Origin of the sequence: Ancylobacter lacus, from assembly GCF_018390635.1 — a bacterium.
GTDB classification, from domain to species: Bacteria; Pseudomonadota; Alphaproteobacteria; order Rhizobiales; family Xanthobacteraceae; genus Ancylobacter; species Ancylobacter lacus.
Genome location: NZ_JAHBGE010000063.1, coordinates 103,254 through 125,969 on the forward strand (window position 1 = coordinate 103,254; position 22,716 = coordinate 125,969).

General features: G+C 69.1%; 22 protein-coding genes. 9 read left to right on the forward strand and 13 right to left on the reverse strand.

Translation table 11 applies throughout. The features are described from left to right. Nucleotides 1-62 precede the first annotated feature (62 nt). Nucleotides 63-1,277, reverse strand: a complete 1,215-nt coding sequence (metC, locus tag KHC27_RS15290) for a cystathionine beta-lyase (RefSeq protein ID WP_213340248.1) — start codon at nt 1,275-1,277, stop codon at nt 63-65. 279 nt (nt 1,278-1,556) lie between these two features. Between metC and KHC27_RS15295 the strand changes: the two genes are divergently transcribed. The 4 genes from KHC27_RS15295 (at nt 1,557) to KHC27_RS15310 (ending at nt 6,028) form a co-directional block, all read left to right on the forward strand. After that, nucleotides 1,557-2,573 (forward strand): amino acid ABC transporter substrate-binding protein, encoded by a 1,017-nt coding sequence (locus tag KHC27_RS15295; RefSeq protein WP_213340249.1) that lies wholly within the window; start codon nt 1,557-1,559, stop codon nt 2,571-2,573. Between the two features lie 66 nt (nt 2,574-2,639). Next, nucleotides 2,640-3,833 carry an amino acid ABC transporter permease gene (locus KHC27_RS15300; protein WP_213340250.1) on the forward strand — a complete coding sequence of 398 codons (1,194 nt, stop codon included), beginning with the start codon at nt 2,640-2,642 and terminating at the stop codon, nt 3,831-3,833. A gap of 10 nt (nt 3,834-3,843) precedes the next feature. Next, nucleotides 3,844-5,214, forward strand: coding sequence for an amino acid ABC transporter permease (locus KHC27_RS15305; protein WP_213340251.1), 1,371 nt, complete (start codon nt 3,844-3,846; stop codon nt 5,212-5,214). Between the two features lie 16 nt (nt 5,215-5,230). After that, nucleotides 5,231-6,028, forward strand: coding sequence for an amino acid ABC transporter ATP-binding protein (locus tag KHC27_RS15310; protein WP_246519967.1), 798 nt, complete (start codon nt 5,231-5,233; stop codon nt 6,026-6,028). Nucleotides 6,029-6,164: 136 nt separating this feature from the next. On the opposite strand, the gene sseA is transcribed toward KHC27_RS15310, so the two are convergent. Further along, on the reverse strand, nt 6,165-7,025 hold the full coding sequence (sseA, locus tag KHC27_RS15315; RefSeq protein ID WP_213340252.1) for a 3-mercaptopyruvate sulfurtransferase: 861 nt from the start codon (nt 7,023-7,025) through the stop codon (nt 6,165-6,167). Between the two features lie 392 nt (nt 7,026-7,417). Between sseA and KHC27_RS15320 the strand changes: the two genes are divergently transcribed. Continuing rightward, nucleotides 7,418-8,419, forward strand: a complete 1,002-nt coding sequence (locus tag KHC27_RS15320; RefSeq protein WP_246519984.1) for an amidohydrolase family protein — start codon at nt 7,418-7,420, stop codon at nt 8,417-8,419. Nucleotides 8,420-8,488: 69 nt separating this feature from the next. On the opposite strand, the gene KHC27_RS15325 is transcribed toward KHC27_RS15320, so the two are convergent. The 3 genes from KHC27_RS15325 to KHC27_RS15335 form a co-directional block, all read right to left on the reverse strand. Then, nucleotides 8,489-9,193, reverse strand: a complete 705-nt coding sequence (locus tag KHC27_RS15325) for an alanyl-tRNA editing protein (protein ID WP_213340254.1) — start codon at nt 9,191-9,193, stop codon at nt 8,489-8,491. Next, entirely contained in the window at nt 9,190-10,227 is a 1,038-nt protein-coding gene (locus KHC27_RS15330) for a cysteine synthase A (RefSeq protein ID WP_213340255.1), read from the reverse strand. The genes KHC27_RS15325 and KHC27_RS15330 overlap by 4 nt, the downstream gene beginning before the upstream one ends. A gap of 104 nt (nt 10,228-10,331) precedes the next feature. Beyond that, nucleotides 10,332-11,762 (reverse strand): cryptochrome/photolyase family protein, encoded by a 1,431-nt coding sequence (locus KHC27_RS15335; protein WP_213340256.1) that lies wholly within the window; start codon nt 11,760-11,762, stop codon nt 10,332-10,334. Nucleotides 11,763-12,106: 344 nt separating this feature from the next. Here KHC27_RS15335 and KHC27_RS15340 point away from each other — a divergent pair, with 344 nt between their 5' ends. Next, on the forward strand, nt 12,107-12,646 hold the full coding sequence (locus tag KHC27_RS15340) for a hypothetical protein (protein ID WP_213340257.1): 540 nt from the start codon (nt 12,107-12,109) through the stop codon (nt 12,644-12,646). Nucleotides 12,647-12,729: 83 nt separating this feature from the next. On the opposite strand, the gene KHC27_RS15345 is transcribed toward KHC27_RS15340, so the two are convergent. Continuing rightward, entirely contained in the window at nt 12,730-13,803 is a 1,074-nt protein-coding gene (locus KHC27_RS15345) for a LysR family transcriptional regulator (RefSeq protein ID WP_213340258.1), read from the reverse strand. Between the two features lie 278 nt (nt 13,804-14,081). Between KHC27_RS15345 and KHC27_RS15350 the strand changes: the two genes are divergently transcribed. From KHC27_RS15350 to KHC27_RS15360, 3 genes are all read left to right on the forward strand, one after another. Continuing rightward, entirely contained in the window at nt 14,082-15,395 is a 1,314-nt protein-coding gene (locus tag KHC27_RS15350; RefSeq protein ID WP_213340259.1) for an NtaA/DmoA family FMN-dependent monooxygenase, read from the forward strand. A 31-nt stretch (nt 15,396-15,426) separates the two neighbouring features. After that, a complete protein-coding gene (locus KHC27_RS15355; protein ID WP_213340260.1) occupies nt 15,427-15,969 on the forward strand; it encodes a flavin reductase in 543 nt (180 codons plus the stop codon). 63 nt (nt 15,970-16,032) lie between these two features. Further along, nucleotides 16,033-16,548 (forward strand): flavin reductase family protein, encoded by a 516-nt coding sequence (locus KHC27_RS15360; RefSeq protein WP_246519968.1) that lies wholly within the window; start codon nt 16,033-16,035, stop codon nt 16,546-16,548. A 303-nt stretch (nt 16,549-16,851) separates the two neighbouring features. Here KHC27_RS15360 and KHC27_RS15365 read toward each other — a convergent pair whose 3' ends face one another. From KHC27_RS15365 to KHC27_RS15395, 7 genes are all read right to left on the reverse strand, one after another. Then, complete coding sequence (locus KHC27_RS15365; protein ID WP_213340261.1) at nt 16,852-17,604, reverse strand: amino acid ABC transporter ATP-binding protein; 753 nt, start codon at nt 17,602-17,604, stop codon at nt 16,852-16,854. Next, nucleotides 17,601-18,404 carry an ABC transporter permease gene (locus tag KHC27_RS15370; RefSeq protein ID WP_213340262.1) on the reverse strand — a complete coding sequence of 268 codons (804 nt, stop codon included), beginning with the start codon at nt 18,402-18,404 and terminating at the stop codon, nt 17,601-17,603. The genes KHC27_RS15365 and KHC27_RS15370 overlap by 4 nt, the downstream gene beginning before the upstream one ends. After that, on the reverse strand, nt 18,401-19,129 hold the full coding sequence (locus KHC27_RS15375; RefSeq protein ID WP_213340263.1) for an ABC transporter permease: 729 nt from the start codon (nt 19,127-19,129) through the stop codon (nt 18,401-18,403). The genes KHC27_RS15370 and KHC27_RS15375 overlap by 4 nt, the downstream gene beginning before the upstream one ends. Nucleotides 19,130-19,157: 28 nt before the next feature. Continuing rightward, a complete protein-coding gene (locus KHC27_RS15380) occupies nt 19,158-20,021 on the reverse strand; it encodes a substrate-binding periplasmic protein (RefSeq protein WP_246519969.1) in 864 nt (287 codons plus the stop codon). A gap of 53 nt (nt 20,022-20,074) precedes the next feature. After that, nucleotides 20,075-21,394, reverse strand: coding sequence for an NtaA/DmoA family FMN-dependent monooxygenase (locus KHC27_RS15385; protein ID WP_213340264.1), 1,320 nt, complete (start codon nt 21,392-21,394; stop codon nt 20,075-20,077). Between the two features lie 147 nt (nt 21,395-21,541). Then, nucleotides 21,542-21,913 (reverse strand): VanZ family protein, encoded by a 372-nt coding sequence (locus KHC27_RS15390; RefSeq protein ID WP_213340265.1) that lies wholly within the window; start codon nt 21,911-21,913, stop codon nt 21,542-21,544. Nucleotides 21,914-22,144: 231 nt separating this feature from the next. Further along, nucleotides 22,145-22,672: a DUF4142 domain-containing protein gene (locus KHC27_RS15395; RefSeq protein WP_213340266.1), complete on the reverse strand. Its 528-nt coding sequence runs from the start codon at nt 22,670-22,672 to the stop codon at nt 22,145-22,147. Between the last annotated feature and the right edge of the window lie 44 nt (nt 22,673-22,716).

The window sequence follows — 22,716 nt, forward strand, 5'->3', positions numbered from 1 at the left end:
TCCGGCGACCGGCGGCGCGGCCGCCCCCGGTCGCGGCCGCGCTCCGCCCGCTCATCCGCGGCTCAGTCTTCCGGCGTCTCGCCCTGCGCCGCGACGGCGTTCAGCCGTTCCAGGCCCTGCGCCAGATCCTCGATGAGGTCCGCCGGCTCCTCGAGCCCGATATGGAACCGGATGGCGGGCCCGCCGGGTGCCCAGCGCGTCGCGGTACGGTAGCCCGAACAGTCGAACGGGATCGCCAGGCTCTCGAAGCCGCCCCAGCTATAGCCGAGGCCGAACAAGGCGAGGCTGTCGAGGAAGGCATCCACCGCCCGCTTCGGCGCCGGCCTGAGCACGACGCTGAACAGGCCGCTGGCGCCGGAAAAATCCCGCTTCCATACGTTGTGGCCGGGATGTTCGGGAAGGGCGGGGTGGAGCACGCTCAGCACTTCCGGCCGGTTCTGCAGCCAGCGCGCCACGGTGAGGCCGGAGGCCTGGTGCCGTTCCAGCCGCACCTTCAGCGTGCGCAGGCCGCGGGCGGCGAGGAAGGCATCTTCCGGCGCGACGGTGAGGCCGAGGTCGCCATGCATTCCCTTCAGCGCCGGCCAAATGGCGGCGCCCGCGGAGATCACGCCCAGATTGAGGTCGGAATGCCCGCCGAGATATTTCGTGCCGGCCTGGATGGACAGATCGACGCCGACATCATGCGGCCGGAAGAAGAGCGGTGTCGCCCAGGTGTTGTCGATCAGGGTGGTGATGCCGTGTGCCTTCGCCACCGCGACAATCGCCGGCACATCCTGCATCTCGAAGCTTTGCGAGCCCGGCGCCTCCATGAAGATCGCCCGGGTGTTGGGGCGCAGCAGGGCCGCGATGTCGGCGCCGACGAGCGGGTCGTAGAAGGTGGTCTCGATGCCGAAACCCTTCAGCACGGTGCCGCACAGCCGACGGCTGGGCTGGTAGACGCTGTCGGTCATCAGGAGATGGTCTCCCGCCCGCAGGCACGCCAGCAGGGCGAGGCTGACGGCGGAAAGGCCCGAGGGGGTCAAGACGACGCCGCTGCCGCCTTCCAGCGCCGTCAGCGCGGTTTCCAGGCCTTCAAGGGTGGGATTACCGCGCCGGCCATAGGTGTAGCGGCCGGTATGGCCCTCGAGATCGGCGACGGTGGCCGAAAGAACTGTGGACCCACGGACGACGGGGGTATTCACAAAGCCGTCAAAACGGGCGGGATCGCGGCCGAGTGTGACGAGCTGCGTGTCCACGGCGCGCGGCTCGTTGCCATCGTGGGTTGATGTCCTGTTCATTCTCATACCATCCGGGCGGGCGCTATCGTCAGATTGTGCCTGTCAATGAGGCGGCAGAGCCCGGTACGTCAAGCGCTTGACCCGACGGCGGGTCGGCGTTCAGATGACGTCACGTCGCACGGCAAGGGGGGAATACAGCCCGTGGCAGACGCCGAACGGAAGGCGTTTGACGCTACGGCGTCCTGTGGCCCGCGACGGCACGCTAATTGCCTTTCATTTCACTCGCGGCTCCCGCTCGTGGTGCCGTACCCGCTCAAGCTCATGAAGAAGGCTGGAAACATGAAACGCCTCCTGTCCACGCTCGCTCTTGCCGGAGTCTTCGGTCTCTCGGCGGCCGGCGCGCAGGCTGCCAAGCTGGACCAGGTCAAGTCCAAGGGGTTCATTCAGTGCGGTGTCAGCCAGGGCCTGCCCGGCTTCTCGACGCCGGACGACAAGGGCAACTGGACCGGCCTCGACGTCGATTTCTGCCGCGCGGTGGCGGCCGCCATCTTCGACGACCCGACCAAGGTGAAGTTCACCCCCCTTTCGGCGAAGGACCGCTTCACGGCGCTTCAGTCCGGTGACATCGACATCCTGTCGCGCAACACGACATGGACCATCACCCGCGATACCTCGCTCGGCCTGAACTTCACGGGCGTGACCTATTACGACGGCCAGGGCTTCATGATCCGCAAGGACAAGAAGGTGAACTCGGCCCTTGAGCTTTCCGGGGCGTCGGTCTGCACCCAGACCGGCACCACCACCGAGCAGAACCTGGCCGACTACTTCCGGGCCAACAACATGACCTATGAGGTCATCGCCTTCGCCACCAATGACGAGGTGGTCAAGGCCTATGACGCCGGCCGCTGCGACGTGCTCACCACCGACCGTTCCGGCCTTGCCGGCGAGCGCCTCAAGCTGACCAACCCGGACGACCACATCGTGCTGCCGGAGGTCATCTCCAAGGAGCCGCTGGGCCCCGTGGTCAGCCATGGCGACGACCAGTGGTTCGATATCGTGAAGTGGGTGCTGTTCGCCCAGCTCAACGCGGAAGAACTCGGTGTTTCGTCCAAGAACCTCGACGAGCAGGCCAAGTCCGCCAACCCGGAGATCAAGCGTCTGCTGGGTTCGGAAGGCAAGTTCGGCGAGGGCATGGGCCTCACCAACGACTGGGGCTACCGGATCATCAAGCATGTCGGCAACTATGCCGAGATGTATGACCGCAATGTCGGCCCCGACACCCCGCTGAAGCTGGCCCGCGGCACCAATGCCCTGTGGAACAAGGGCGGCCTGCAGTACGGCATGCCGATCCGCTGAGGATCCGGGCCCCGCGCCCTGGCGCGGGGCCCACTCATGAAGGCCTCGAACGAGGCGAGGGGGACCATGGCAGAACTGGTTGAGTCCGCGCGGGGCAAGCCCCCGGGCACGTCTTTCGTGAATGACCCGAAGGTGCGGAGCATCGTTCTCCAGCTGCTGGCGCTGATCGTGGTCGTTGTCCTGGGGTGGATGTTCGTCGACAACGCCCGGGAAAACCTTGCAGCCCAGAAGATCGCCACCGGCTTCGGCTTTCTCGACAACACCGCCGGCTTCGGCATCAGCCAGACGCTCGTCCCCTATACCGAGACCTCGACCTATGGCCGCGCCTTCATCGTCGGCCTCTTGAACACGCTGCTGGTCGCGGTGGTCGGCATCATCCTTGCCACGGTCATCGGCTTCCTGGTCGGCGTCGGCCGGCTTTCCAAGAATTTCGTGGTGCGCACGCTGTCGGCGACCTATGTCGAGGTGCTGCGCAACCTGCCCCCGCTTTTCCAGATCCTGTTCTGGTACCTCGCCGTGCTGAGCGCGCTGCCGAGCCCACGCCAGAGCATCAGCCTCTTCGGCGAGTTCTTCCTGTCCAATCGCGGCATCATCGTGCCGCGGCCGCTCTTTGGCGAGGGCACGGCGCTGGTGCTGTGGACGACCGGCTTCGCCATCCTCGCCACCGTGCTGCTCTCCTCCTGGTCGAGCGCCCGGCGCGAGGAAACCGGCCGTGGCCTGCCGATGGGGCGCATCGGCGCGGTCATCCTCATCGGGCTGCCGCTCGCCGCCATGGCGTCGACCGGTTTTCCCATCACCTTCGAATCGCCGGAGCTGAAGGGCTTCAATTTCGTCGGCGGTGTCCGGGTCATTCCCGAATTCGTTGCGCTGACGCTGGCGCTTTCCACCTATACCGCGGCCTTCATCGCGGAGAACGTCCGCTCCGGCATCCAGTCCGTCAGCCATGGCCAGACCGAGGCGGCGCATTCGCTCGGCCTGCGCTCCGGGCAGACGCTGCGCCTCGTCGTCATCCCACAGGCGATGCGGGTGATCATCCCGCCGCTGACCAGCCAGTATCTCAACCTCACCAAGAACTCCTCGCTCGCGGTGGGCATCGGCTATCCCGATCTCGTCGCGGTGTTCGCCGGAACGACGCTGAACCAGACCGGACAGGCGATCGAAATCATCGCGGTGACCATGGGCGTCTATCTCGTGCTGTCCATCATTACCTCGGTGATCATGAACGCCTATAACCGGCGCGTTGCGCTGGTCGAACGGTGAGGGCGGCGCCATGACCTTCGCCATCGACGACCACACCTTCGTCCGCCAGGAACTCCACACCCCGCTGCCGCCGCCGCGGCGCAATATCGGGGTTCTCGGCTGGATGCGCGAGAACCTGTTCTCGAGCATCCTGAATACGCTGCTCACCCTGTTCGGCCTGCTGCTGGTGGTGCTGATCCTGCCGCCGCTGGTTCGATTCCTGATCCTCGACGCGGTCTGGACCGGCGACAACCGTGAGGCGTGCCTGGCGCCCGGCACCGGAGCGTGCTGGCCCTTCGTGAAGGCGAAATTCGGCCAGTTCATCTATGGGTTCTATCCGATCGACCAGCGCTGGCGCGTCAACATCGTCTTCGCGCTGGGCGCGGCCCTGCTGGTGCCGCTGCTCATTCCCTCGATCGGCCAGAAGCGTTTGAACGCGCTGCTGTTTTTCGGGGCCTATCCCATCGTCGCCTTCATCCTGCTGACGGGCGGCAACATCGACGCTTCGGCCTTCCTGTTCCAGCATTTCGGCCTGTTCAGCGGGTTGGCCGGTGCCTCCGTCGCGGGGGTGAAGCTCGCCTTCTGGCTGGATTTCCTGCTGACCGCCGGGCTCGTCACCGGCCTTGGCGCGGTCATCGGCGCCGCGCTCGGCGATGCCCGCGGCGTCGCCCGCATCGTCGCCTCGGTCTTCCTCGGCCTCGGCATCATAACCCTTTTGTGGGACATCGATTTCGGCCTGCAGCCGGTCGAGACCCGGCAGTGGGGCGGGCTGCTGGTGACGCTGGTGATCGGCGTCACCGGCATCGTCACCTCGCTGCCGCTCGGCATCCTGCTGGCGCTCGGCCGGCGATCGAAGATGCCGATCGTGCGGCTGCTCTGCATCATCTTCATCGAGTTCTGGCGCGGCGTTCCGCTCATTACTGTGCTGTTCTTCGCCACCTACATGCTGCCGCTGTTCCTGCCCGCCGGCGCCAACCCGGACGGGCTGCTGCGGGCGCTGGTCGGCGTCGCGCTGTTCACCGCCGCCTATATGGCGGAAGTAGTTCGGGGTGGGCTGCAGGCTATTCCCAAAGGTCAGTATGAGGGCGCAATGGCGATGGGGCTGACCTGGAGCCAGATGATGCGGCTCATCATCCTGCCTCAGGCGCTCACTCTGGTCATTCCCGGTATCGTCAACAGCTTCATCAGTCTCTTCAAGGACACCACGCTGGTCCTGATCGTGTCGATCTTCGATTTCCTTGGCCAGTTGCGGGCGGCGTTCACCGATCCCAACTGGGCGAGCCCGGTTACGCTCTATACCGGCTTCGCCTTCGCCGGCATCGTCTACTTCATCTTCTGCTTCGGCATGTCCAGGTACTCGATGTTCGTCGAGCGCCGGCTGAACACCTCTCACAGACACTGAACGACGGAGAAACCTGATGAGCGAAGCTCCCTCGATCGTCCCGAGCGATGAAATTCCCGCCGTTCACGTCCCGCCCGGCAAGGAAACGGCCGTTGAACTGGTCGGCGTCCACAAATGGTACGGCGAATTCCATGTGCTGAAGGACATCAACCTCAAGGTGCGGCGCGGCGAGCGCATCGTCATCTGCGGGCCCTCGGGCTCGGGCAAGTCGACCATGATCCGCTGCATCAACCGGCTGGAGGAGCACCAGAAGGGCTCCATCGTCGTCGACGGAATCGAATTGACCAACGATCTCAAGCGGATCGACGAAATCCGCCGCGAGGTCGGGATGTGCTTCCAGCATTTCAACCTGTTCCCGCACCTCACCATCCTGGAAAACTGCACCCTCGCCCCGATCTGGGTGCGCAAGATGCCGAAGCGGGACGCCGAAGAACTCGCCATGCATTTCCTGCGCAAGGTCAAGATCCCGGAGCAGGCCAACAAGTATCCCGGCCAGCTCTCCGGCGGCCAGCAGCAGCGAGTCGCCATCGCCCGCGCGCTCTGCATGAAGCCGAAGATCATGCTGTTCGACGAGCCGACCTCCGCGCTCGATCCCGAGATGGTCAAAGAAGTGCTCGAGACCATGGTAAGTCTCGCCGAGGAAGGCATGACCATGCTGTGCGTCACCCATGAAATGGGCTTCGCCCGTCAGGTGGCGAACCGGGTCATCTTCATGGATGCCGGCCAGATCATCGAGATGAACGAGCCGAATGCCTTCTTCTCCAACCCCCAGCACGAGCGCACCCGGCTTTTCCTCAGCCAGATACTGCACTGAAGCGGTCGCCTCCCGCCGCGCGCGACGGGTCGCATTGGCCCGGCGGCCGCCCTTCGGGGCGGCCGTTTTGCGTTGCGGGAGAGTGGAGGGTCGGTGCGGTGAGGTGGACGATGAGGCCGATCGGCCCCGTCCGGGTTCAGTCCGCCGGGCCGGTGGCGACCGGCTGGTCGGAGCCGCCCCATTCGCTCCACGACCCGTCATAGAGCGCCTTCGGCGTGGCGCCGATCGCGTCGAGCGCCAGCCAGATCACCGAGGCGGTGACGCCGGAGCCGCAGCTCGTCACGATCGGCCGCTCGGGGTCGAGCCCCGCCGCCGCCACCGCCGCGCGGATGGCGGCGGGGTCGGCGAGCCGGCCGTCCCGGACCACGGCGCCGAAAGGCAGGTTGCGGGCCCCCGGCATGTGGCCGGCGCGCAGCCCGGCGCGCGGCTCCGGCGCCTCGCCGCGGAAGCGCTCGCCGGAGCGGGCGTCGGCGACCTGGGCGGTGCCGGTGGCGAGCAGGCCGGCGACCTCGTCGATGCTCGCGACCCGGCTGGCGTCGAAGCGCGGGGTGAACAGGGCGGGGGCGGGCGTCGCCTCGCCGGCCTCGACCGGGCGGCCTTCGGCCTGCCATTTCGGCAGGCCGCCATCGAGAATGAACACCTCGCGGGCGCCAAAGGTCTGGAAGGTCCACCACACCCGCGGCGCCGAGAACAGCCCCACCGAATCATAGACCACGATGCGCGCCCCATCGCCGATGCCGAGCGCGCCCACCGCCGCGGCGAAGCTGGCGGGGTCCGGCAGCATGTGGGGCAGGCCGCTCGCGGTGTCGGCGATGGCGTCGATGTCGAAGAACACCGCACCGGGGATATGGCCGGCGCGGTATTCCGCCTTGGCGTCGCGGCCGGCGGTCGGCAGGTGCCAGGAGGCATCCACCACCACGAGGTCGGGCGCGCCGAGCGTGTCGGCCAGCCAGCCGGTGCTCACCAGCCAGGGGGAGGAGAGGGGGGCGTCGGTCATGCTGCGTCTCCCGGCGGCGAATGCCGCCTGCTTGGGCTGAAGGAAGCGGCTCCGGGCGGCGGCCTGCGGCAGGCACGCCCTCCCGTCGCGATCGGCGACTAGGTGGGCCCTTCTTCTGCGCGCCGCCATGCGCCAAGACAAGCCGTGCCGCGATCCCGAACGCCGGCGCGCCCTGCCGCCGCCTCCCGCCATCGTACCGGGAAGGCGTGGCACTCACGGCGCGGCGGCGATGCCGGCGTTTTCACGGGCCGGAGCCTGCCCCTTGGACCTGGTGGTCTGCTACCGTGATTCCTGCCGCGATATCAGGTCGCCCGCCACGATGCGCCCGCGGGTCGCCGCGGAAGGGGTCGCCCGCAGGCATGGAGAATCCGACGTTGCAGATGGGATCGAAGATGACCGACGTTTCTCAGAGTTCCGCGACCCGCAGTTCCGACTCCATCGACGTCCACGCCCATTTCGTTCCCGACTTCTACGCCGACGCGCTTCGCGGGGCCGGGCATGAGAAGCCGGACGGCATGCCGGCCATCCCTTCATGGGACGTAGACGGTGCCTTGAAAACGATGGACCTGCTGGGGGTGCGGACGGCGCTTCTCTCCGTGTCGTCGCCGGGTGTGCACTTCGGCGATGATGCGCGGGCGCGCCAGCTTGCCCGGCGGGTGAATGAGGAGGGCCGGCGCCTCGTGCTGGCCCATCCCGACCGATTCGGGCTTTTCGCCTCCCTGCCGTTGCCCGACATGGCCGGCGCGCTGGACGAGGCGGCCTATGCGCTCGACGAGCTGCGGGCCGACGGCATCATTCTGGAAACGAACGCCCATGGCCTCTATCTCGGCGATCCGCGGCTCGAGCCGCTCTATGCCGAGCTCAACCGCCGCAAGGCCGTGATCCTGGTTCATCCCACCTCGCCCGCCTGCGATTGCTGCGCGCGCCTGAAGGGGGTCTTTCCCGCTCCCGCCTTCGAATTCATGTTCGAGACCACGCGGTCCATCACGGACATGGTCGTTGCCGGGGTGCTCGCGCGTCATCCCGACCTGCGGATCATCGTCCCGCATGCCGGCGCCGCGCTTCCCGTGCTGCTCGATCGCATCGAGCTCATGTCGTCGCTTTTCATGCCCGGCACATCCCCGGTGCCGTCCATGCGCCAGGCCATGAAGACCCTTCACTTCGACGTTGCCGGATCGCCGGTGCCGGTGTTGCTGTCGGCGCTGCTGGATGTCGCCGATCCCGCAAAAATCCACTATGGCAGCGACTATCCCTTCACGCCGGCTGCCGGTTGCGACCTGCTGCTCCGCCGTCTGGAGGGCGCGGAGCGCGTTACGCCCGCGCTGCGACGCGCCATCCTGCGCGACAATGCCCTCGCGCTGTTCCCTCGCCTGCGTGAGGGCGGGGCCGACTGAGGCGCCCTCCTTCCGCCGGCCCGCAGAGGTCCAGCCTTCCGTCCGTTCCGGCCCGCCGGAACGGCCGCGTCAGGCGAAGGCCAGCCGCACCCGCCGGTTGATCTGGCCTTTTTTCTCGATCCTGGTCACCCGCACCGCGCCGATCTCGCCGAGCCGGCGCACATGGGTGCCGCCGCAGGGCTGCAGGTCCAGCCCGGCGATCTCCACCAGCCGCACCCGCCCGGTGCCCATGGGCGGGCGCACCGACATGGTCTTCACCAGCCCGGGATTGGCGAGCAGCTCCTCGTCGGTGATCCAGCGGTCGGTCACCGGCGCGTCGGTCGCGATCATTTCGGCGAGGCGGGCGGTCAGCTCGTCCTTGTCCGGCACTTCCGGCAGGTCGAAATCCAGCCGGCCTTCCGCCTCGCCGATGGCGCCGCCGGTGACGGGAAAGGGCAGGGCGACGGAGAGCAGGTGAAGCGCGGTGTGCATCCGCATGCGGCGGTAGCGCGGCTCCCAGTCCAGCCGCACGGTCACCGCCTCGCCCACCGCCGGCAGCGCCGCGCCGGGCGGGGCGGGGTGCACCACGTTGCGCTCGCCATCATAGGCGGCGGGGCCGAGCGCGATCTCCACGCCGTCCGCGCGCCGCAGCGTGCCGGTGTCGCCCGGCTGGCCCCCGGCGGCGGCGTAAAACACGGTGCGGTCCAGCACCAGCCCGCCGGCCTCGGTCAGCCCCACCACCGTCGCCGGCGTTTCGGCGAGGTAGGCATCGGCGCGGAACAGCAGCCCGGTCACGCCGTCACCAGCACATTGGGCACCGTCACGCTGCGCTCCAGCCAGCCGGGCACCGGGAGGTCCTTTTCCCTAAGGAAGTCCGGGTTGAACAGCTTGGACTGGTAGCGCGTGCCGAAGTCGCACAGGATGGTGACGATGGTGTGCCCGGGGCCCAGTTCCTTCGCCAGCCGGATGGCGCCGGCGACATTGATGCCGGAGGAGCCGCCGAGGCAGAGCCCCTCGTGCTCCAGCAGGTCGAACACGATCTGCACCGCCTCCGCGTCGGGAATCTGGTAGGCGACGTCGATCGGGGCGTCTTCCAGATTGGCGGTGATGCGGCCCTGGCCGATGCCTTCGGTGATGGAGGAGCCCTCGGATTTCAGCTCCCCGGTGGTGTAGTAGCTGTAGAGCGCGGCGCCGAACGGGTCGGCGAGGCCGATGCGGATGCGCGAATTGCGGGCCTTCAGCGCCATGGCGGTGCCCGCCAGCGTGCCGCCGGTGCCGACCGCGCAGATGAAGCCGTCGACCTCGCCCTCGGTCTGCTCCCAGATCTCCGGGCCGGTGGTCTCGATATGGGCCTGCCGGTTGGCGACGTTGTCGAACTGGTTGGCCCAGATCGCACCGTTCGGCTCGGTGCGGGCAAGCTCTTCGGCGAGGCGGCCGGACACCTTCACGTAGTTGTTCGGGTTGGCATAGGCGACCGCCGGCACCTCCACCAGCGTGGCGCCGGCGAGCCGCAGCATGTCCTTCTTTTCCTGGCTCTGGGTCTCGGGAATGACGATCACCGAGCGGAAGCCGAGCGCGTTGCCCACCAGCGCGAGGCCGATGCCGGTATTGCCGGCGGTGCCTTCCACGATCACCCCGCCGGGGCGGAGCTGGCCGCGCGCCACCGCGTCGCGGATGATGTAGAGCGCGGCGCGGTCCTTCACCGACTGGCCGGGGTTCAGAAACTCGGCCTTGCCCAGAATGGTGCAGCCGGTCTCCGCCGAGGCCCGCTGAAGCTTGATGAGGGGCGTATTGCCGATCGCCTCGATGAGGCCGTTGCGGATGGTCATGACCGTCGCATTCACTCCGTGCCGAAGGTCCACGAAACTAGTGGACTGCTCCGGGCGCGGCAACCATCCGCGCGGCATTTCTCCCCGGCATCGGCGTTGCGGCTTCAGCCTTTCACGGTGTCATAGGCGGCCAGCGCGCGCTGGCGGCCGGCGTCGAGGTCGACCACCGGGCGGGGGTAGGTCTCGCCGAGCCGCACCCCGGCGGCGCGCAGCACGGCGGCGCCGGCCTGCCACGGCGCGTGGATCGCGTCCGCCGGCAGCCGCGCCAGCTCCGGCACGAAGCGGCGGACATAATCGCCGGCGGGGTCGAATTTCGCGCCCTGCAGCACCGGGTTGAACACCCGGAAATAGGGTGCGGCGTCGGCTCCCGATCCCGCCACCCACTGCCAGCTCGCGGCGTTGCTGGCGGTGTCGGCGTCGACCAGCGTGTCCCAGAACCAGTCTTCCCCGGCCCGCCAGTGGATGAGGCCGTGCTTCACCAGCAGCGAGGCGACGATCATCCGCACCCGGTTGTGCATCCAGCCGGTCTGCCAGAGCTGGCGCATGCCGGCATCGACGATGGGATAGCCGGTGCGCCCGCGCTGCCAGGCGCGCAGGAAGGCGGCGTCCTCCCGCCAGGGGAAGGCGTCGAAGCGCGGCTGGAAGTTGCGTTCCGGGAGCTGCGGGAAGTGGAACAGCAGGTGGTAGGAGAACTCGCGCCAGTAGATCTCGCTCTCGAACTTGGCGAGGTCGCGGGCCGCCACCTGCGGCGCGCGCCGGGCGGCGGCCAGCGCCTGGTGCGGCGAGAGGTGGCCGAAGCGCAGGAAGGGCGAGAGCCGCGAGGTGGAGGGCAGGTCCGGCCGGTCGCGGGCCTCGGCATAGGCGGCAAGCCCCTCGGCGAGGAAGCCGGCCAGCCGGGCGGCGGCGCCCTCCTCGCCCGGCTGCCACTGCGCCCGCAGGCCGCCGGCCCAGTCCGGCGCGGCGGGCTCCAGCGCCCAGTCGGCCAGATTCTCGCTCGCCGGCGGCGGGGCCCAGCTCCAGCGCGGCGGCTCCGGCAGCGGCGCGCGGGTGGGCTGCGCGGCGGCGGCGCGATAGAACGGGGTGAAGACGCGGAACGGCTCGCCCGCCTTTGTCGCGACCTCCCACGGCTCGTGCAGCAGATGGGCGCTGTGGCTGTGCACGGCGATGCCGGCGGCCTTGAGGTCGGCCTTCAGGCCGCGGTCGAGCGCGATGCCGCCGGCGTCGTAGCGCCGGTTCCAGTGCACCGCGCCGATGCCGGCGGCGGCGGCGAGATCGGCCACCACCTCCCGCGCCGGGCCGCGCCGCAGCACCAGCCGCCCGCCTCTGGCCGCGAGCCGGGCGGCGAGGTCGGCCAGCGCGCGCCCCAGCCACCAGCGCGCCGCCCCCCCAAGCGGGCGGATGTCGGGGATCGCGGTGTCGAGGACATAGAGCGCCACGAGCGGCCGCCCCTCCGCCAGCGCGGCGGTGAGGCCGGGGTTGTCGGCGAGGCGCAGATCGTCGCGGAACCAGAACAGGGCGGGGCGGGTGTCGGGCATGGCAAGGTCCGTGGTGTCGGTGTCTTACGCTGGCGCTTCGGCGCCGGATTGGCGAGGGCGGCCGCGCGGCGTGCCGTGCCGATGGGCGAGGGGCCGCCCGGTGGCGGCCGCCGGGCGCGCGAAGGGGCTGGACGCGGCCGCGGGCTCGAGTCAGGCTTGGGCGATGCATGATGCGCCGGGGCGCGGCCAGCGGCGCGGTGTGCCGGGCATCGGCCGACGCAGATGCGGCGAGGCCGGCTGCGGCCGGGGATCGCGGCCGGGCCGGCACGACGTTGGGGCGTTGTCAGCCGATGCATCGAGCGGGATACGTCGGACGGAACAGGGCGGCAGCCGGGGAGGCGGGAATGAAGACGGGTTTCACGGGTGGCCCGCATGTGGGCCTCGGTAGCCGCCGGCGCGGGGCCGGGCCGGTGGCGGCGGCCCTTCGCCGAGCGGCCGCGCGTGCCGCCGGCCTGCGTCCGGTGCCCGCCTGTCTGGCCGCCATGGTCGCCGCCGCATCGGCGGCCGCCGCCGCGCCGAGCACGGCGCTGAAGCCGGACAGCAACACCTTCATGCCGGTGGCGGTGCGCTGCCCCGACCAGAATGGCGGCGTGTTCGAGGTCATCTCGCAGGACACCAGCGGCGCGGCGGAGCGGCTGCGGCTCGTCTATGACCGGGGCGAGCCGGTTCGCGTGCTGGTGGCCTATGCCTTCTTCGGCACTTTCGAGGAATCCTACGTCATCGACATCGCCGCGCTGGCCGATGACGGGGACGAGGACGGCGCCGCGGTCGCCTCCTATGCCTCGGATGTCGAGGCGAGCGCCTGCCTTGCCGACCCCGACCAGCGCCAGCAGACCCAGCGCGAGTTCGAGCGCAACCGGCTGATGCTCGCCGCGCCCGAATGAGCCTCCGGCCCGGCGGGTCATCACGCCGTTTCCCCGGCCGCCCGGTGAGGCCGGGAAGGGCTCGGCCGGGTTGGCGGGCCGGGTCAGGCGACGTTCTGCGCGCTGTCGGCGAAGTCGCGCTCCTTGAAGCGCACCGGCGGCGCCGCGGTGCGCGCCGAGGTCAGCACCCGGCAGATGCCGTTCTGTTCCACCACCGTGCCGCAGCTCGTGGCGAAGGCCGGCCGCGGCAGCAGGCGGCTCTGGCCCAGCTCCATGTGGACGTCGACCAGGCAGTCGACGAAGCGGCGCGCCAGCTTGAAGTCGGCGGCGGCGGGACCCATCATCGCGGTGACCGGGTTCACGATCCGCACGAGGTCCGGCCGCAGCGCCCGCAGCGTGCCGGCGGCAAAGAGCGGTTCGGCCGTGTGGTCAAGCACATAGCCGATATTGCGGCCGGACAGGATGAGCGCGAGCTGGGACTGGATGCCGAGCCCGATGTCGCCGCAGGTCACGCCGTGCCGGGTGCACTCGGGATGGTAGTATTCGAGGTGGCCGCGGTTGCAATAGGCCGCGGATTCGATCTCGGCCAGCGTCATCTCGGCATCCGGCCGGCCGAAGAAGGGGTGGCGGTCGCTGCAGCACATATAGCCCTGTTCGTCGAACAGATGCTCATAGGTGAGCTGGGGGAACTGGTCGTTCACCAGCCCGATGCCGACATGCACCATGCCGTCCGCCACCCGGCCGGTGAGCTGGAAGCCGAGCATCACCTCCATGCGGAACCGGACATTGGGGTAATATTCCGAAAAGCGCTGGATGGCGTCGTGCAGCCGCGCCGAGGGATTTTCGACGATGCCGTCCTGGATGCCGACGCACAGCTCGTAGGAGGCGCTCTGGTTGATGTTCGAGGCGCGCTGCTTGAAGGTTTCCACCGAGGCGAACAATTCCTTGGCGGCCTGATAGACCGCCTCGCCCTCGCGGAACAGCTTGAAGCCCTTCGGCCCGCGCCGGCACAGCCGGGTGCCGAGGCGTATCTCCAGCGATTTCAGGTTTTCGCTCAGTGTCGACTGGGAGAGATTGAGCGCCGCCTGGGCGGCGGTGAAGCTGCCTTCCTCGACGATTGTGCAGAAGCACCGCAGCAGCTTCAGGTCGATATCGTAGATCTGGCTGATGTTCGACATGGCCTCGCCTCTCTGTAACGACCGTGCACCCCCCGAAACGCGATCGGCCCTGCCGTGCAAATTGTGCGCCGCACGCAACCGACTTGCCTCCGGGCGGTTTCTTTCTGCACAACATTCTATCTGCGCACGAAAATGCCCAGATATTGGGCGGGGGGTGCGCGCCTGCCCATTGTGCGGCCACAGATCGGCCGGACCATGGCTCGGGCGATTGGCGATGGTTCGGCCGGAGCGCGGCGGCCTATCGTTCGACGTCAATGCGTGGCTGTGCGGAGTGCTTCATGAGTGCCAAGCCGTTCCATCTCGGGTGGTTCACCAATTTCGCCGTGGACGAATGGACCCGCACCTTCACCGGTGGCGGCGGCGACCCGTGGGACGGGCAGTTCTATGTCGACATGGCCAGGGCCATGGAGCGGGCGTGCTTCGACTACATCATGCTCGAGGACACGCTGATGATCTCGGAGGCCTATGGCGGCACCACCGAGGTCTATCTCAAGCACAACATCATGGGCCCCAAGGCCGATCCCTCGCCGATGGCGGCGCTGATCGGCGCCGCGACCACCCATCTCGGCGTGGTGGCGACCTTCTCCACCATGGCCTACCCGCCCTTCATGCTGGCCCGGCTCTGCGCCACGCTGGACAATATCTGCAAGGGCCGCTTCGGCTGGAACATCGTCACCACCGGCGAGGATCTGGCGGCGGAGAATTTCGGCATGGACAAGCTGCCGCCCCGGCAGCAGCGCTACGACATGGCCGACGAATATGTCGAGCTGTGCAAGCAGCTCTGGGCGAGCTGGGAGCCGGACGCGGTGGTGCGCGACCTCTCCACCGGCACCTATGCCGACTACACCAAGGTCAAGCCCATCCATTTCAAGGGCACCTATTACAAGAGCCGCGGCCCGCTGAACTGCGTGCCGGCGATCCAGGGCCGGCCCGCCTTCGTGCAGGCGGGCGGCTCGCCGCGCGGGCGCCAGTTCGCCGCCATGACCGCCGACAGCATCATCGCCCCCTCCATGGGCGTCGCCGGGCTGAAGGCCTATCGCGACGACGTGCGGGCGCGGGCGGTGGCCGGCGGGCGCGACCCCGACGAGATCAAGATTCTGTTCGTGGTGGCCCCGATCCTCGGCGAGACCGAGGAGGAGGCGAAGGCCAAGGCCGCGCGCATCGCCGACGCGCCGGACTATTGCGAGAAGGCGCTGGCGCTGATCTCGGCCATCACCGACATCGATTTCCAGAAGTTCGATCTCGACAAGCCGCTGCCCGAGCAGCTCACCACCAATGGCGAGCAGGGTTCGCTCGACGCCTTCCAGCAGTGGGGCACGGGCAAGACCCTGCGCGAGCTGTGCCGCGACCAGCTCTCGCGCGGGCTGGACGGCCTCGTCGGCACCCCGGAGCAGGTCGCCGAGCGCATGGGCGAGGTGATGGCGGAGGTCGGCGGCGACGGGTTCCTGATCACCCGCCCCTTCACCTCCAACATCAGCCGGCAATACATTCTCGACATCTGCGAGGGTCTGGTGCCGGCGCTGCAGAGGCGGGGGCTTGCCCGCACCCGCTACACCAAGAGCACCCTGCGCGAAACGCTGCGGGAGTTCTGAACGCCGTTGCGACGGCCAACCGGAGAAACCCATGAGCGCGACCGACCCGCGTGACGCCGCGGCCGCCCTGGCCGGCGAGCCCCTCTCCGCCGCGGTGAGCCGCGAGCTTTACCGCAGCGGCATGGCCAAGCTGCCGGCGGCGGTGAACATCATCACCAGCCTCGGCGAGGCTGGCCGCTGCGGCTTCACCGCCTCGGCGGTGTGCTCGGTCACCGACAGCCCGCCGACGCTGCTGGTCTGCGTGAACCGCACCAACCAGTCGCACAAGGCCATCGCCGCCAGCCGGGTGCTCTGCGTCAACACGCTGGCGGGCCCGCACCATGAAGCGCTCTCCATGGCCTTCGCCGGCGGGGTGAAGAACATGGACGAGCGCTTCGCCGCCGGCGACTGGACGACCCTCGTCACCGGTGCCCCCGTGCTCGCCGAGGCCACCGTCGCCTTCGACTGCCGGGTGACGCACATGGCCGAGGTCGGCACCCACGATGTGGTGTTCTGCGAAGTGCTGGGCATTCACGAGGGCGGGGCGGCGGAAGGGCTGGTCTATTTCGGCCGCCGGTTCCACCATCTCGCCTGAGACGCGCACGGCGCCGAATCCCCGCGCCGTGCCGAACCCGCCGCTTCCAGGAGTACGCTGCCCATGACCGACACGCCTGCCCCCATCGACACCAAGACCTTCTGGCGCACGCTGGGCGAACGTGCCACCGGCATGACCATCGTCACCGCGCAGGGCGAGGAGGGGCCGGCCGGCTTCCTTGGGCTGTCCGCCACCCATGTCACCGCCGATCCGCCCACCCTGCTGGTCTCGATCGACGCCAAGACCAGCGCGCTGGGCCCGGTGCTGGCGAAGAAGCACTTCGCGGTGAACTTCCTGCCCGCCGAGGCCGGCCATGTCGCCGACGCCTTCTCCGGCAAGGCCGGGCTGTCGGGAGCCGACCGCTTCCTCGCCGGCGAGTGGGAGCCGCTCGCCACCGGCGCGCCCACCTTCAAGGCGGCGCTGGGCGTGTTCGACTGCGTGGTGGACCAGGTGGTGGAGCGCGGCAGCATCTCCATCGTCATCGGCACCGTGGTGGGCGCCCGTTCGGCCGGCGCTGGCGAGCCGCTGCTGTTCTTCCGGGGCAAGACGCTGGCCGGCTTCACCCCGCCGGCCGCCTGAAGGCGGGGCGCGCGCGCCGCGCGGGCTCCCGGCGTTGCAAGGCAGCGCGGCGGCCAGGCAACGCGGCGGCAAGGCCGCGCGGCGGGAGATGTCCCGGCGCGCGGCGCCGTCGTCGAGGGCCGTGCGACGGCCTCCCGCCGCGCGGCGTCGGCGCGGCGACCCAGCCCCTGGGGCAATGCCCCGTCCCGCGCCGATGGGCGGAAGGGATAACGCGTCCTGAATAGAGGATCGGGAACGGGCGGGCTTTCCGGTTCGCCCGGCCGACCTCGTGGGGCGGCGTGGGGTGGGCCGGCGGCTCCGGCGTCAGTGCAGGATCTGGGCGAGGAAGCCGCGCAGCCGCTCGCTCGCCGGCGCGTCGAAGAAGCGGGCGGCCTCGCCGCTCTCCACGATGGCGCCGCGGTCCATGAACACGCAGCGGTCGGCCACCCGGCGGGCGAAGCCCATCTCATGGGTGACGCACAGCATGGTGACACCGCTCGCCGCCAGTTCCTCCATCACCGCCAGCACCTCCTTCACCATCTCCGGGTCGAGCGCCGAGGTCGGCTCGTCGAACAGCAGGATGCGCGGCTCCATGCAGAGGGCGCGGGCGATGGCCACCCGCTGCTGCTGGCCGCCGGAGAGGCGGGAAGGGTATTTGCCGGCGTGGTCGGCGAGGTGGACGCGCTCCAGATGCTTCATGGCGAGCGCCTGCGCCTGCGCCTTGCCGAGGCCGCGGTTCAGCCGCGGCGCCAGCATGCAGTTCTCCAGCGCGGTGAGGTGCGGGAACAGGTTGAAGTGCTGGAACACCATGCCGACTTCCTGCCGCACGTCCTGCACCGTGCCCTCGTCGCCGGTGAGCTCGATGCCGTTGACGACGATGCGGCCGGCATCGTGCCGCTCCAGCGCGTTGAGGCAGCGGATGAAGGTCGACTTGCCGGAGCCGGAGGGCCCGCAGATCACGATCTTCTCGCCGCGCCGCACCTCGAGGTCGACGCCGCACAGCGCGGCATGGTCGCCATAGCGCTTCACCAGCCCGGTGACCGAGACGGCGATGCCGGGATCGGGGACGGCCGTCATAGGACCGGCCTCCTGAAGCCGCTGCGGCGGCGCGGCGCCGGGACCGGAATCTCGCCGGCGCTGGCGGCGACCGCCGCGCGCTGCTGCGCCTGCTCCTGCGGCGGCACCGCGTTGTGGCGGTCGAGCCAGCGGCCCCACAGGTCGAAGCCGATGCGCAGCACGTTGACGAACGCCCAGTACAGCGCCGCGGCGCACAGAATGGGGGTGAAGGGGTCGTAGGTCTGCTCGAAGATGGAGTTGGCCACCGCGGTGAGGTCGGTGATGGTGACCACCGAGACGATGGCGGTGCCCTTGGTGAAGCTCACCACCTCGTTCTGGTAGGCCTTCAGCCCGTAGCGGATGGCGAGCGGCATCTTCACCCAGATGAAGACGTTGCGCCGCGAGATGCCGAGCGCCTCGCTCGCCTCGACGATGCCGTGCGGCACGGCGTTGAGGCTGCCGCGCAGCACCTCCACCATGTAGGCGGCATGGTTGAGGCTGAAGGCGAGGATGGCGCAGCCGAAGGCCGAGCCGAACAGCACCCAGAGCGGCCCCTCGCGCAGCGCCTTGATCTGGCCGAAGCCGTAATAGACGAGGTAGAGCAGGATCAGCACCGGGGCGCCGCGGAAGAACACCACGAACAGTTCCGCCGGCAGCGCCAGCCAGCGCCGCGGCGACATCCGGGCGAAGCAGAGCGGGAAGGCCAGCGCCAGCCCGAACACCAGCGGCAGCGCGGTGATGAGCACCGTGACCTGCAGCCCGCGCAGCAGCGCCGGCAGGCTGTCCCAGGCGAGGGCGAGGTCGACCGGCAGCGCGTTCATGCCCGCACCCCGGCGTCGCGGCGCTGCGGCGTGCGGCGCAGGCCGCGCTCCAGCCGGATTTCCAGCCGGTCCGCCAGCTTCAGCGTGATGGCGCTGAACACGATGAAGAACAGCGCGGTGGCGATGAAGAAGACGAAGGGCTCCTTGGTCGCGCCCGCCGCCACCTTGGCGCTCGCCACCAGGTCCTGCAGCCCGGCCAGCGAGACCAGCGGCGTCTCCTTCAGCATGAAGCTCCAGACATTGACGAGGCCGGGCAGCGCCAGCCGCAGCGCCTGCGGCAGGATGACCTTCAGCCACATGACGAGCGGGGGTATGGCGAGGGCGCGCGCGCCCTCGAACTGGCCCTTCGGCAGGTTGCCGATCGCCCCGCGCACCAGCTCGGCGATGTAGGCGGTATAGACGATGGTGAGCGCGGCGACGCCGGCGCCGAAGGGCGAGATGTCGATTCCCGCCCCGGCGGCGCCGAACACCGCCGCCAGCATGGCGCTGCCGCCATAGAAGATGAGGAAGATGACGAGCAGCGAGGGCACGCCCATGAAGATCGAGGCGTAGACCCGCCACAGCCCCTGCACCAGCCGGTTCGGCGACAGGGTGAGGATGCCGACCAGCACGCCGAACAGGAAGGCGAGGGCGAAGCTGGCCAGGAACAGTTCCAGCGTGATGAGCGCCCCCTGCCCGAGCTGGCGGAGATAGTCGGCGAACTCGGGAAGGGAGAGATGCATCATCGGCCGGCTCCGGGGTGCTGCCTCGCGATCAGTTCGTCTTGTCGCAGGCGGCCTCGGCGCTCAGCGTCGCCACCGGCACGTACTTCTTGCGGATGGTGGTGTAGGTGCAGTCCTTGATCATCGAGGCGAGGGCCTCGTTGACGCGCTTGACCAGCGCCTCGCTCTTCTTCGGGAAGATCCAGCTATAGCCGCGCTCGGCCTCCGGGATGGCGGGGTCGCCGAGCCAGTGGTCGCCGCCGGTGAGCATGTAGTCCTTGCCCTCGGGCTTGGCGATCAGCTCCAGCGTCCAGTTGATCTTGGAATCGAACACCGCGTCGAGCCGACCGGCCAGCAGGTCCAGCTTCATCTGGTCGGGATTGTCGTAATACACCTCCACGAAGGTGTCCTTGCCGAACATCTTGTGGATGTAGGGCACCATGGAGGCGCCGCGCTGCAGGGCGAGGCGGATGCCCTTGCCGGTCACGCCTTCCTTGGTGAGGGTGTAGTTGCTGTCCTTGCGCACCACGAAGGTGGCGGGGTTGTAGACGATGGGCATGGCGAACAGCGCCTTCTCCATGCGCTCGGGCGTCGGCGAGATCTGGGTGACGATACCGTCGAACTTGCCCTGCAGCATGGACGGGATCAGCGCCTTGAAGTCCATGACCACGATTTCGCAGTCGGCGCCGATGCGCTTGCACATCTCGCGGGCCAGTTCCGGCTCCATGCCGGTGAGCTGGCCCGAGGAGTCGACGATGGAGAAGGGGGGATAGACCCCTTCATTGCCGAGCTTGAGCTTCTCGGCGCGGGCGCTGCCGGGCGCCGCGACCAGGGCGAGCGCGATGGCGGCGGCAGCGCCGCAGGCCAGCACGCGGGGATGGCGAAGGCGGTGGGTCGGAAGCAGGCCTGAGAACATCGCGTCGGTCCCTGTCGTGCGGTGGCTGGGGGGGCGGGGGGCGGAACGGGGGGTCAGAACTCCAGCAGGTTGTCGCGGAGCTGGGCGTGGGCGTAGCCCTTGCGGGTGAGGCCGCGGCGCTGGAGCACCGGAACCAGCCCGTCCATGATGGTGGCCACCGAGCGGCGGCTGACGTCGCCGAGGGCGATGAGGAAGCCGTCGCCGCCGACCTCCTCCATGATCTCGCTCATCTGCGAGGCGACGCTGTCGGGCGTGCCGTAGACGTCGACGCAGTAGCCCTGCGAGGTGTGGTCGATCATCGCCTCGCGCAGCGACTTGTCGCCGGCGCGGGTGAGGAATTGCGAGAGGCTCGACTGGTGGCCATTGGTGGTCAGGGTGAGCTGGCTGACCGGGGTATCGAGGTCGAGGCCGGAAAGGTCGAGATTGGTGCTCCAGCCGAAGCGGGCCATGCGGGCATCGAGATGAGCGGCGGACAGCACCCGGCGCTGCTCGGCGAAGTATTTCGCCTGGTCCTCGGTCTCGGCGACGATCGGGGAGAACAGGAACAGGATCTTGCAGCTGTTGGGGTCGCGGCCCATGGCCGCCATCTGGCTGCGGATGTCGTCGCGATACTGCTTCATCGCGGCGACGCCGTTGGGCGCGGCGACGATGGTGTCGGCATGGGTGGCGGCGATGCGGCGCCCGCTCTTGGAGCCGCCGGCCTGCGCGATGACCGGCTGGCCCTGCGGGCAGGGGCCGGAATTCAGCGGCCCGCGCGAGGCGTAGTACTGGCCCTTGTAGTCGATGGTGTGGACCTTGGCGGGGTCGATCAGCACGCCGTTCTCGCGGTCGTCGAGAATGGCGCCGGGCTCCCAGGAGCCCCACAGGCCCTTGACGATGTCGATATATTCCTCGGCCATGACATAGCGCTGGTCATGGTCCGGCAGCTTGTCCATGCCGAAATTCTGGGCGGAATAGTCCGAGCTGCCGGTCACCATGTTCCAGCCGGCGCGCCCGCCGGAGATCTGGTCCAGCGAGGAGACGATGCGGGCGGTGAGGTAGGGGTGGTAGGCGAAGGTGGAGAGCGTCGGCACGATGCCGAGCCGGCGGGTATTGGCGGCCATCAGCGTCGCCACCACCGAGGGTTCCTGCCGGGGCACGCAGATGCCGCCCTTCAGGAAGATGTCGCGCGAATCCTGCCAGTTCTGGCCGATATAGATCGAGTCCTCGATCAGGATGTAGTCGAAGCAGGCCCGCTCCATGCCCTTGACGAGGTCGACGAACATGTCGGCCGTCATCCATTCCTGCGCGATGTTGCCGGTCCACGGCTCGCCCCACGCCTGAATGCTGGAGCCCTGGAGGAACCAGGACAGATGAAACGGATTGGCCGGCATCGACGCACCTTTATCCCTTGCTGCAACGGCGCCGGCGCATCTCGACGCATCGGCGATGGACAGAGGGTAAGGCGGGCGGGCGCGGCGGGAGTATCGCGAAGGGGCGAAGCTCAGTTCGTCTGCCCTGCCTGTAGGCGCGCCTAATATTTAATCTGTTTGCCGCCCCGAGAGCGCGGGGGCGCCCCATCGCACCAGCGTGGCGGCGACGGCGAGGCCCGCCAGCGCCCCGGCGCTGCTGGCAGCGGCATCGGCGAGATGCGGATGCCGGCCGGGCGAGAAGAACTGCAGCAGCTCCATCATCCCCGCCAGGGCCGGCAGGCCGAGGGCAAAACGCCGGTCGAGTGCGAACACTGGGGCCGGGCCGGGCCGCCAGCCCAGCGCCAGCGGCAGAGCGGCGAGGAAATAGGCGAGGGCGTGTTCCACCACGCCCGGCGCCCCGGTGCGGCGCATCTCGTCCGCCGGCAGCAGCGAGAGGACGACGATCAGCGCGACCGCCGCCGCGCCGGCCAGCCGGCACAACCGGATCGTCCGCGGGTGGTGCAGAAGGCTCGGAATGGGGCGGGACTCGCGGACGGGAGCGTCAGGCGACACTCGGGAGGGGCAAGGGCGACGATGGCCGCAACCTGCCCCTCGCGGGCGGCCTTGTCGAGCGGCGCCGCGCGAAGCGGCTCGCCGCTCTGGCCCCCGCGCCGCAGAAAATCCGCGCGGCCCACCGTCGCCTTCGACGGCGGGCAACGGAAACGGCCGGCGTCAGTCCGGCAGCTTCTTCGCCATCTCCAGATGGTGCTTCAGCTCCGGCAGCACGGTGCCGGCCCACTGCTTCAGCGCGGCGTTCTCGCCGCCCTTGGCGTAGCGCTCGAACAGCGAGACCGCCGCCTCATGGGCGTCGATCTGGTCCTCGCGGTATTCCTTGTCGAACTCGCGGCCGTTCAGCTTTTCGAGGTCCGCCAGCTCGTCCTGGTGCTCCTCGTCCAGCGCGATGGGGAGCGTTCCCTCCACCTTGCCGGTGCCGACCAGCGCCTTGAGCTGCTCGGAGGTCTTGCGGTGCGCGGTGATCATGTCGGCGGCGAACGCCTTGGTCGCGGCGCTGCCGCGCTGGGTGGCGAGTTCGCTCGAGTCGAGTTCGAACATGTCGCTGATCGCCGCCTTGGTGATGAAGTCGGCGGTCGAGGGGCTGATCCCCAGCGTCGCGTTCACGCCGGTCTGCTCGGCGGCCGACTGCGCGGCCGCGGGGCTCGACGCCAGCAGCAGGGCGACGAGAAGATGGGTGGTTTTCATGGGTCTTCCTCCGGGCTCGGTTCCGGGGGAGAACCGCGGCCACC

Excerpts from the sequence above, each read along its gene's own strand:
- metC (WP_213340248.1), bottom strand. The coding sequence starts at position 1,277 with ATGAACAGGACATCAACCCACGATGGCAACGAGCCGCGCGCCGTGGAC.
- KHC27_RS15295 (WP_213340249.1), top strand. The coding sequence starts at position 1,557 with ATGAAACGCCTCCTGTCCACGCTCGCTCTTGCCGGAGTCTTCGGTCTC.
- KHC27_RS15300 (WP_213340250.1), top strand. The coding sequence starts at position 2,640 with ATGGCAGAACTGGTTGAGTCCGCGCGGGGCAAGCCCCCGGGCACGTCT.
- KHC27_RS15305 (WP_213340251.1), top strand. The coding sequence starts at position 3,844 with ATGACCTTCGCCATCGACGACCACACCTTCGTCCGCCAGGAACTCCAC.
- KHC27_RS15310 (WP_246519967.1), top strand. The coding sequence starts at position 5,231 with ATGAGCGAAGCTCCCTCGATCGTCCCGAGCGATGAAATTCCCGCCGTT.
- sseA (WP_213340252.1), bottom strand. The coding sequence starts at position 7,025 with ATGACCGACGCCCCCCTCTCCTCCCCCTGGCTGGTGAGCACCGGCTGG.
- KHC27_RS15320 (WP_246519984.1), top strand. The coding sequence starts at position 7,418 with ATGACCGACGTTTCTCAGAGTTCCGCGACCCGCAGTTCCGACTCCATC.
- KHC27_RS15330 (WP_213340255.1), bottom strand. The coding sequence starts at position 10,227 with ATGACCATCCGCAACGGCCTCATCGAGGCGATCGGCAATACGCCCCTC.
- KHC27_RS15335 (WP_213340256.1), bottom strand. The coding sequence starts at position 11,762 with ATGCCCGACACCCGCCCCGCCCTGTTCTGGTTCCGCGACGATCTGCGC.
- KHC27_RS15340 (WP_213340257.1), top strand. The coding sequence starts at position 12,107 with ATGAAGACGGGTTTCACGGGTGGCCCGCATGTGGGCCTCGGTAGCCGC.
- KHC27_RS15345 (WP_213340258.1), bottom strand. The coding sequence starts at position 13,803 with ATGTCGAACATCAGCCAGATCTACGATATCGACCTGAAGCTGCTGCGG.
- KHC27_RS15350 (WP_213340259.1), top strand. The coding sequence starts at position 14,082 with ATGAGTGCCAAGCCGTTCCATCTCGGGTGGTTCACCAATTTCGCCGTG.
- KHC27_RS15355 (WP_213340260.1), top strand. The coding sequence starts at position 15,427 with ATGAGCGCGACCGACCCGCGTGACGCCGCGGCCGCCCTGGCCGGCGAG.
- KHC27_RS15360 (WP_246519968.1), top strand. The coding sequence starts at position 16,033 with ATGACCGACACGCCTGCCCCCATCGACACCAAGACCTTCTGGCGCACG.
- KHC27_RS15365 (WP_213340261.1), bottom strand. The coding sequence starts at position 17,604 with ATGACGGCCGTCCCCGATCCCGGCATCGCCGTCTCGGTCACCGGGCTG.
- KHC27_RS15370 (WP_213340262.1), bottom strand. The coding sequence starts at position 18,404 with ATGAACGCGCTGCCGGTCGACCTCGCCCTCGCCTGGGACAGCCTGCCG.
- KHC27_RS15375 (WP_213340263.1), bottom strand. The coding sequence starts at position 19,129 with ATGATGCATCTCTCCCTTCCCGAGTTCGCCGACTATCTCCGCCAGCTC.
- KHC27_RS15380 (WP_246519969.1), bottom strand. The coding sequence starts at position 20,021 with ATGTTCTCAGGCCTGCTTCCGACCCACCGCCTTCGCCATCCCCGCGTG.
- KHC27_RS15385 (WP_213340264.1), bottom strand. The coding sequence starts at position 21,394 with ATGCCGGCCAATCCGTTTCATCTGTCCTGGTTCCTCCAGGGCTCCAGC.
- KHC27_RS15395 (WP_213340266.1), bottom strand. The coding sequence starts at position 22,672 with ATGAAAACCACCCATCTTCTCGTCGCCCTGCTGCTGGCGTCGAGCCCC.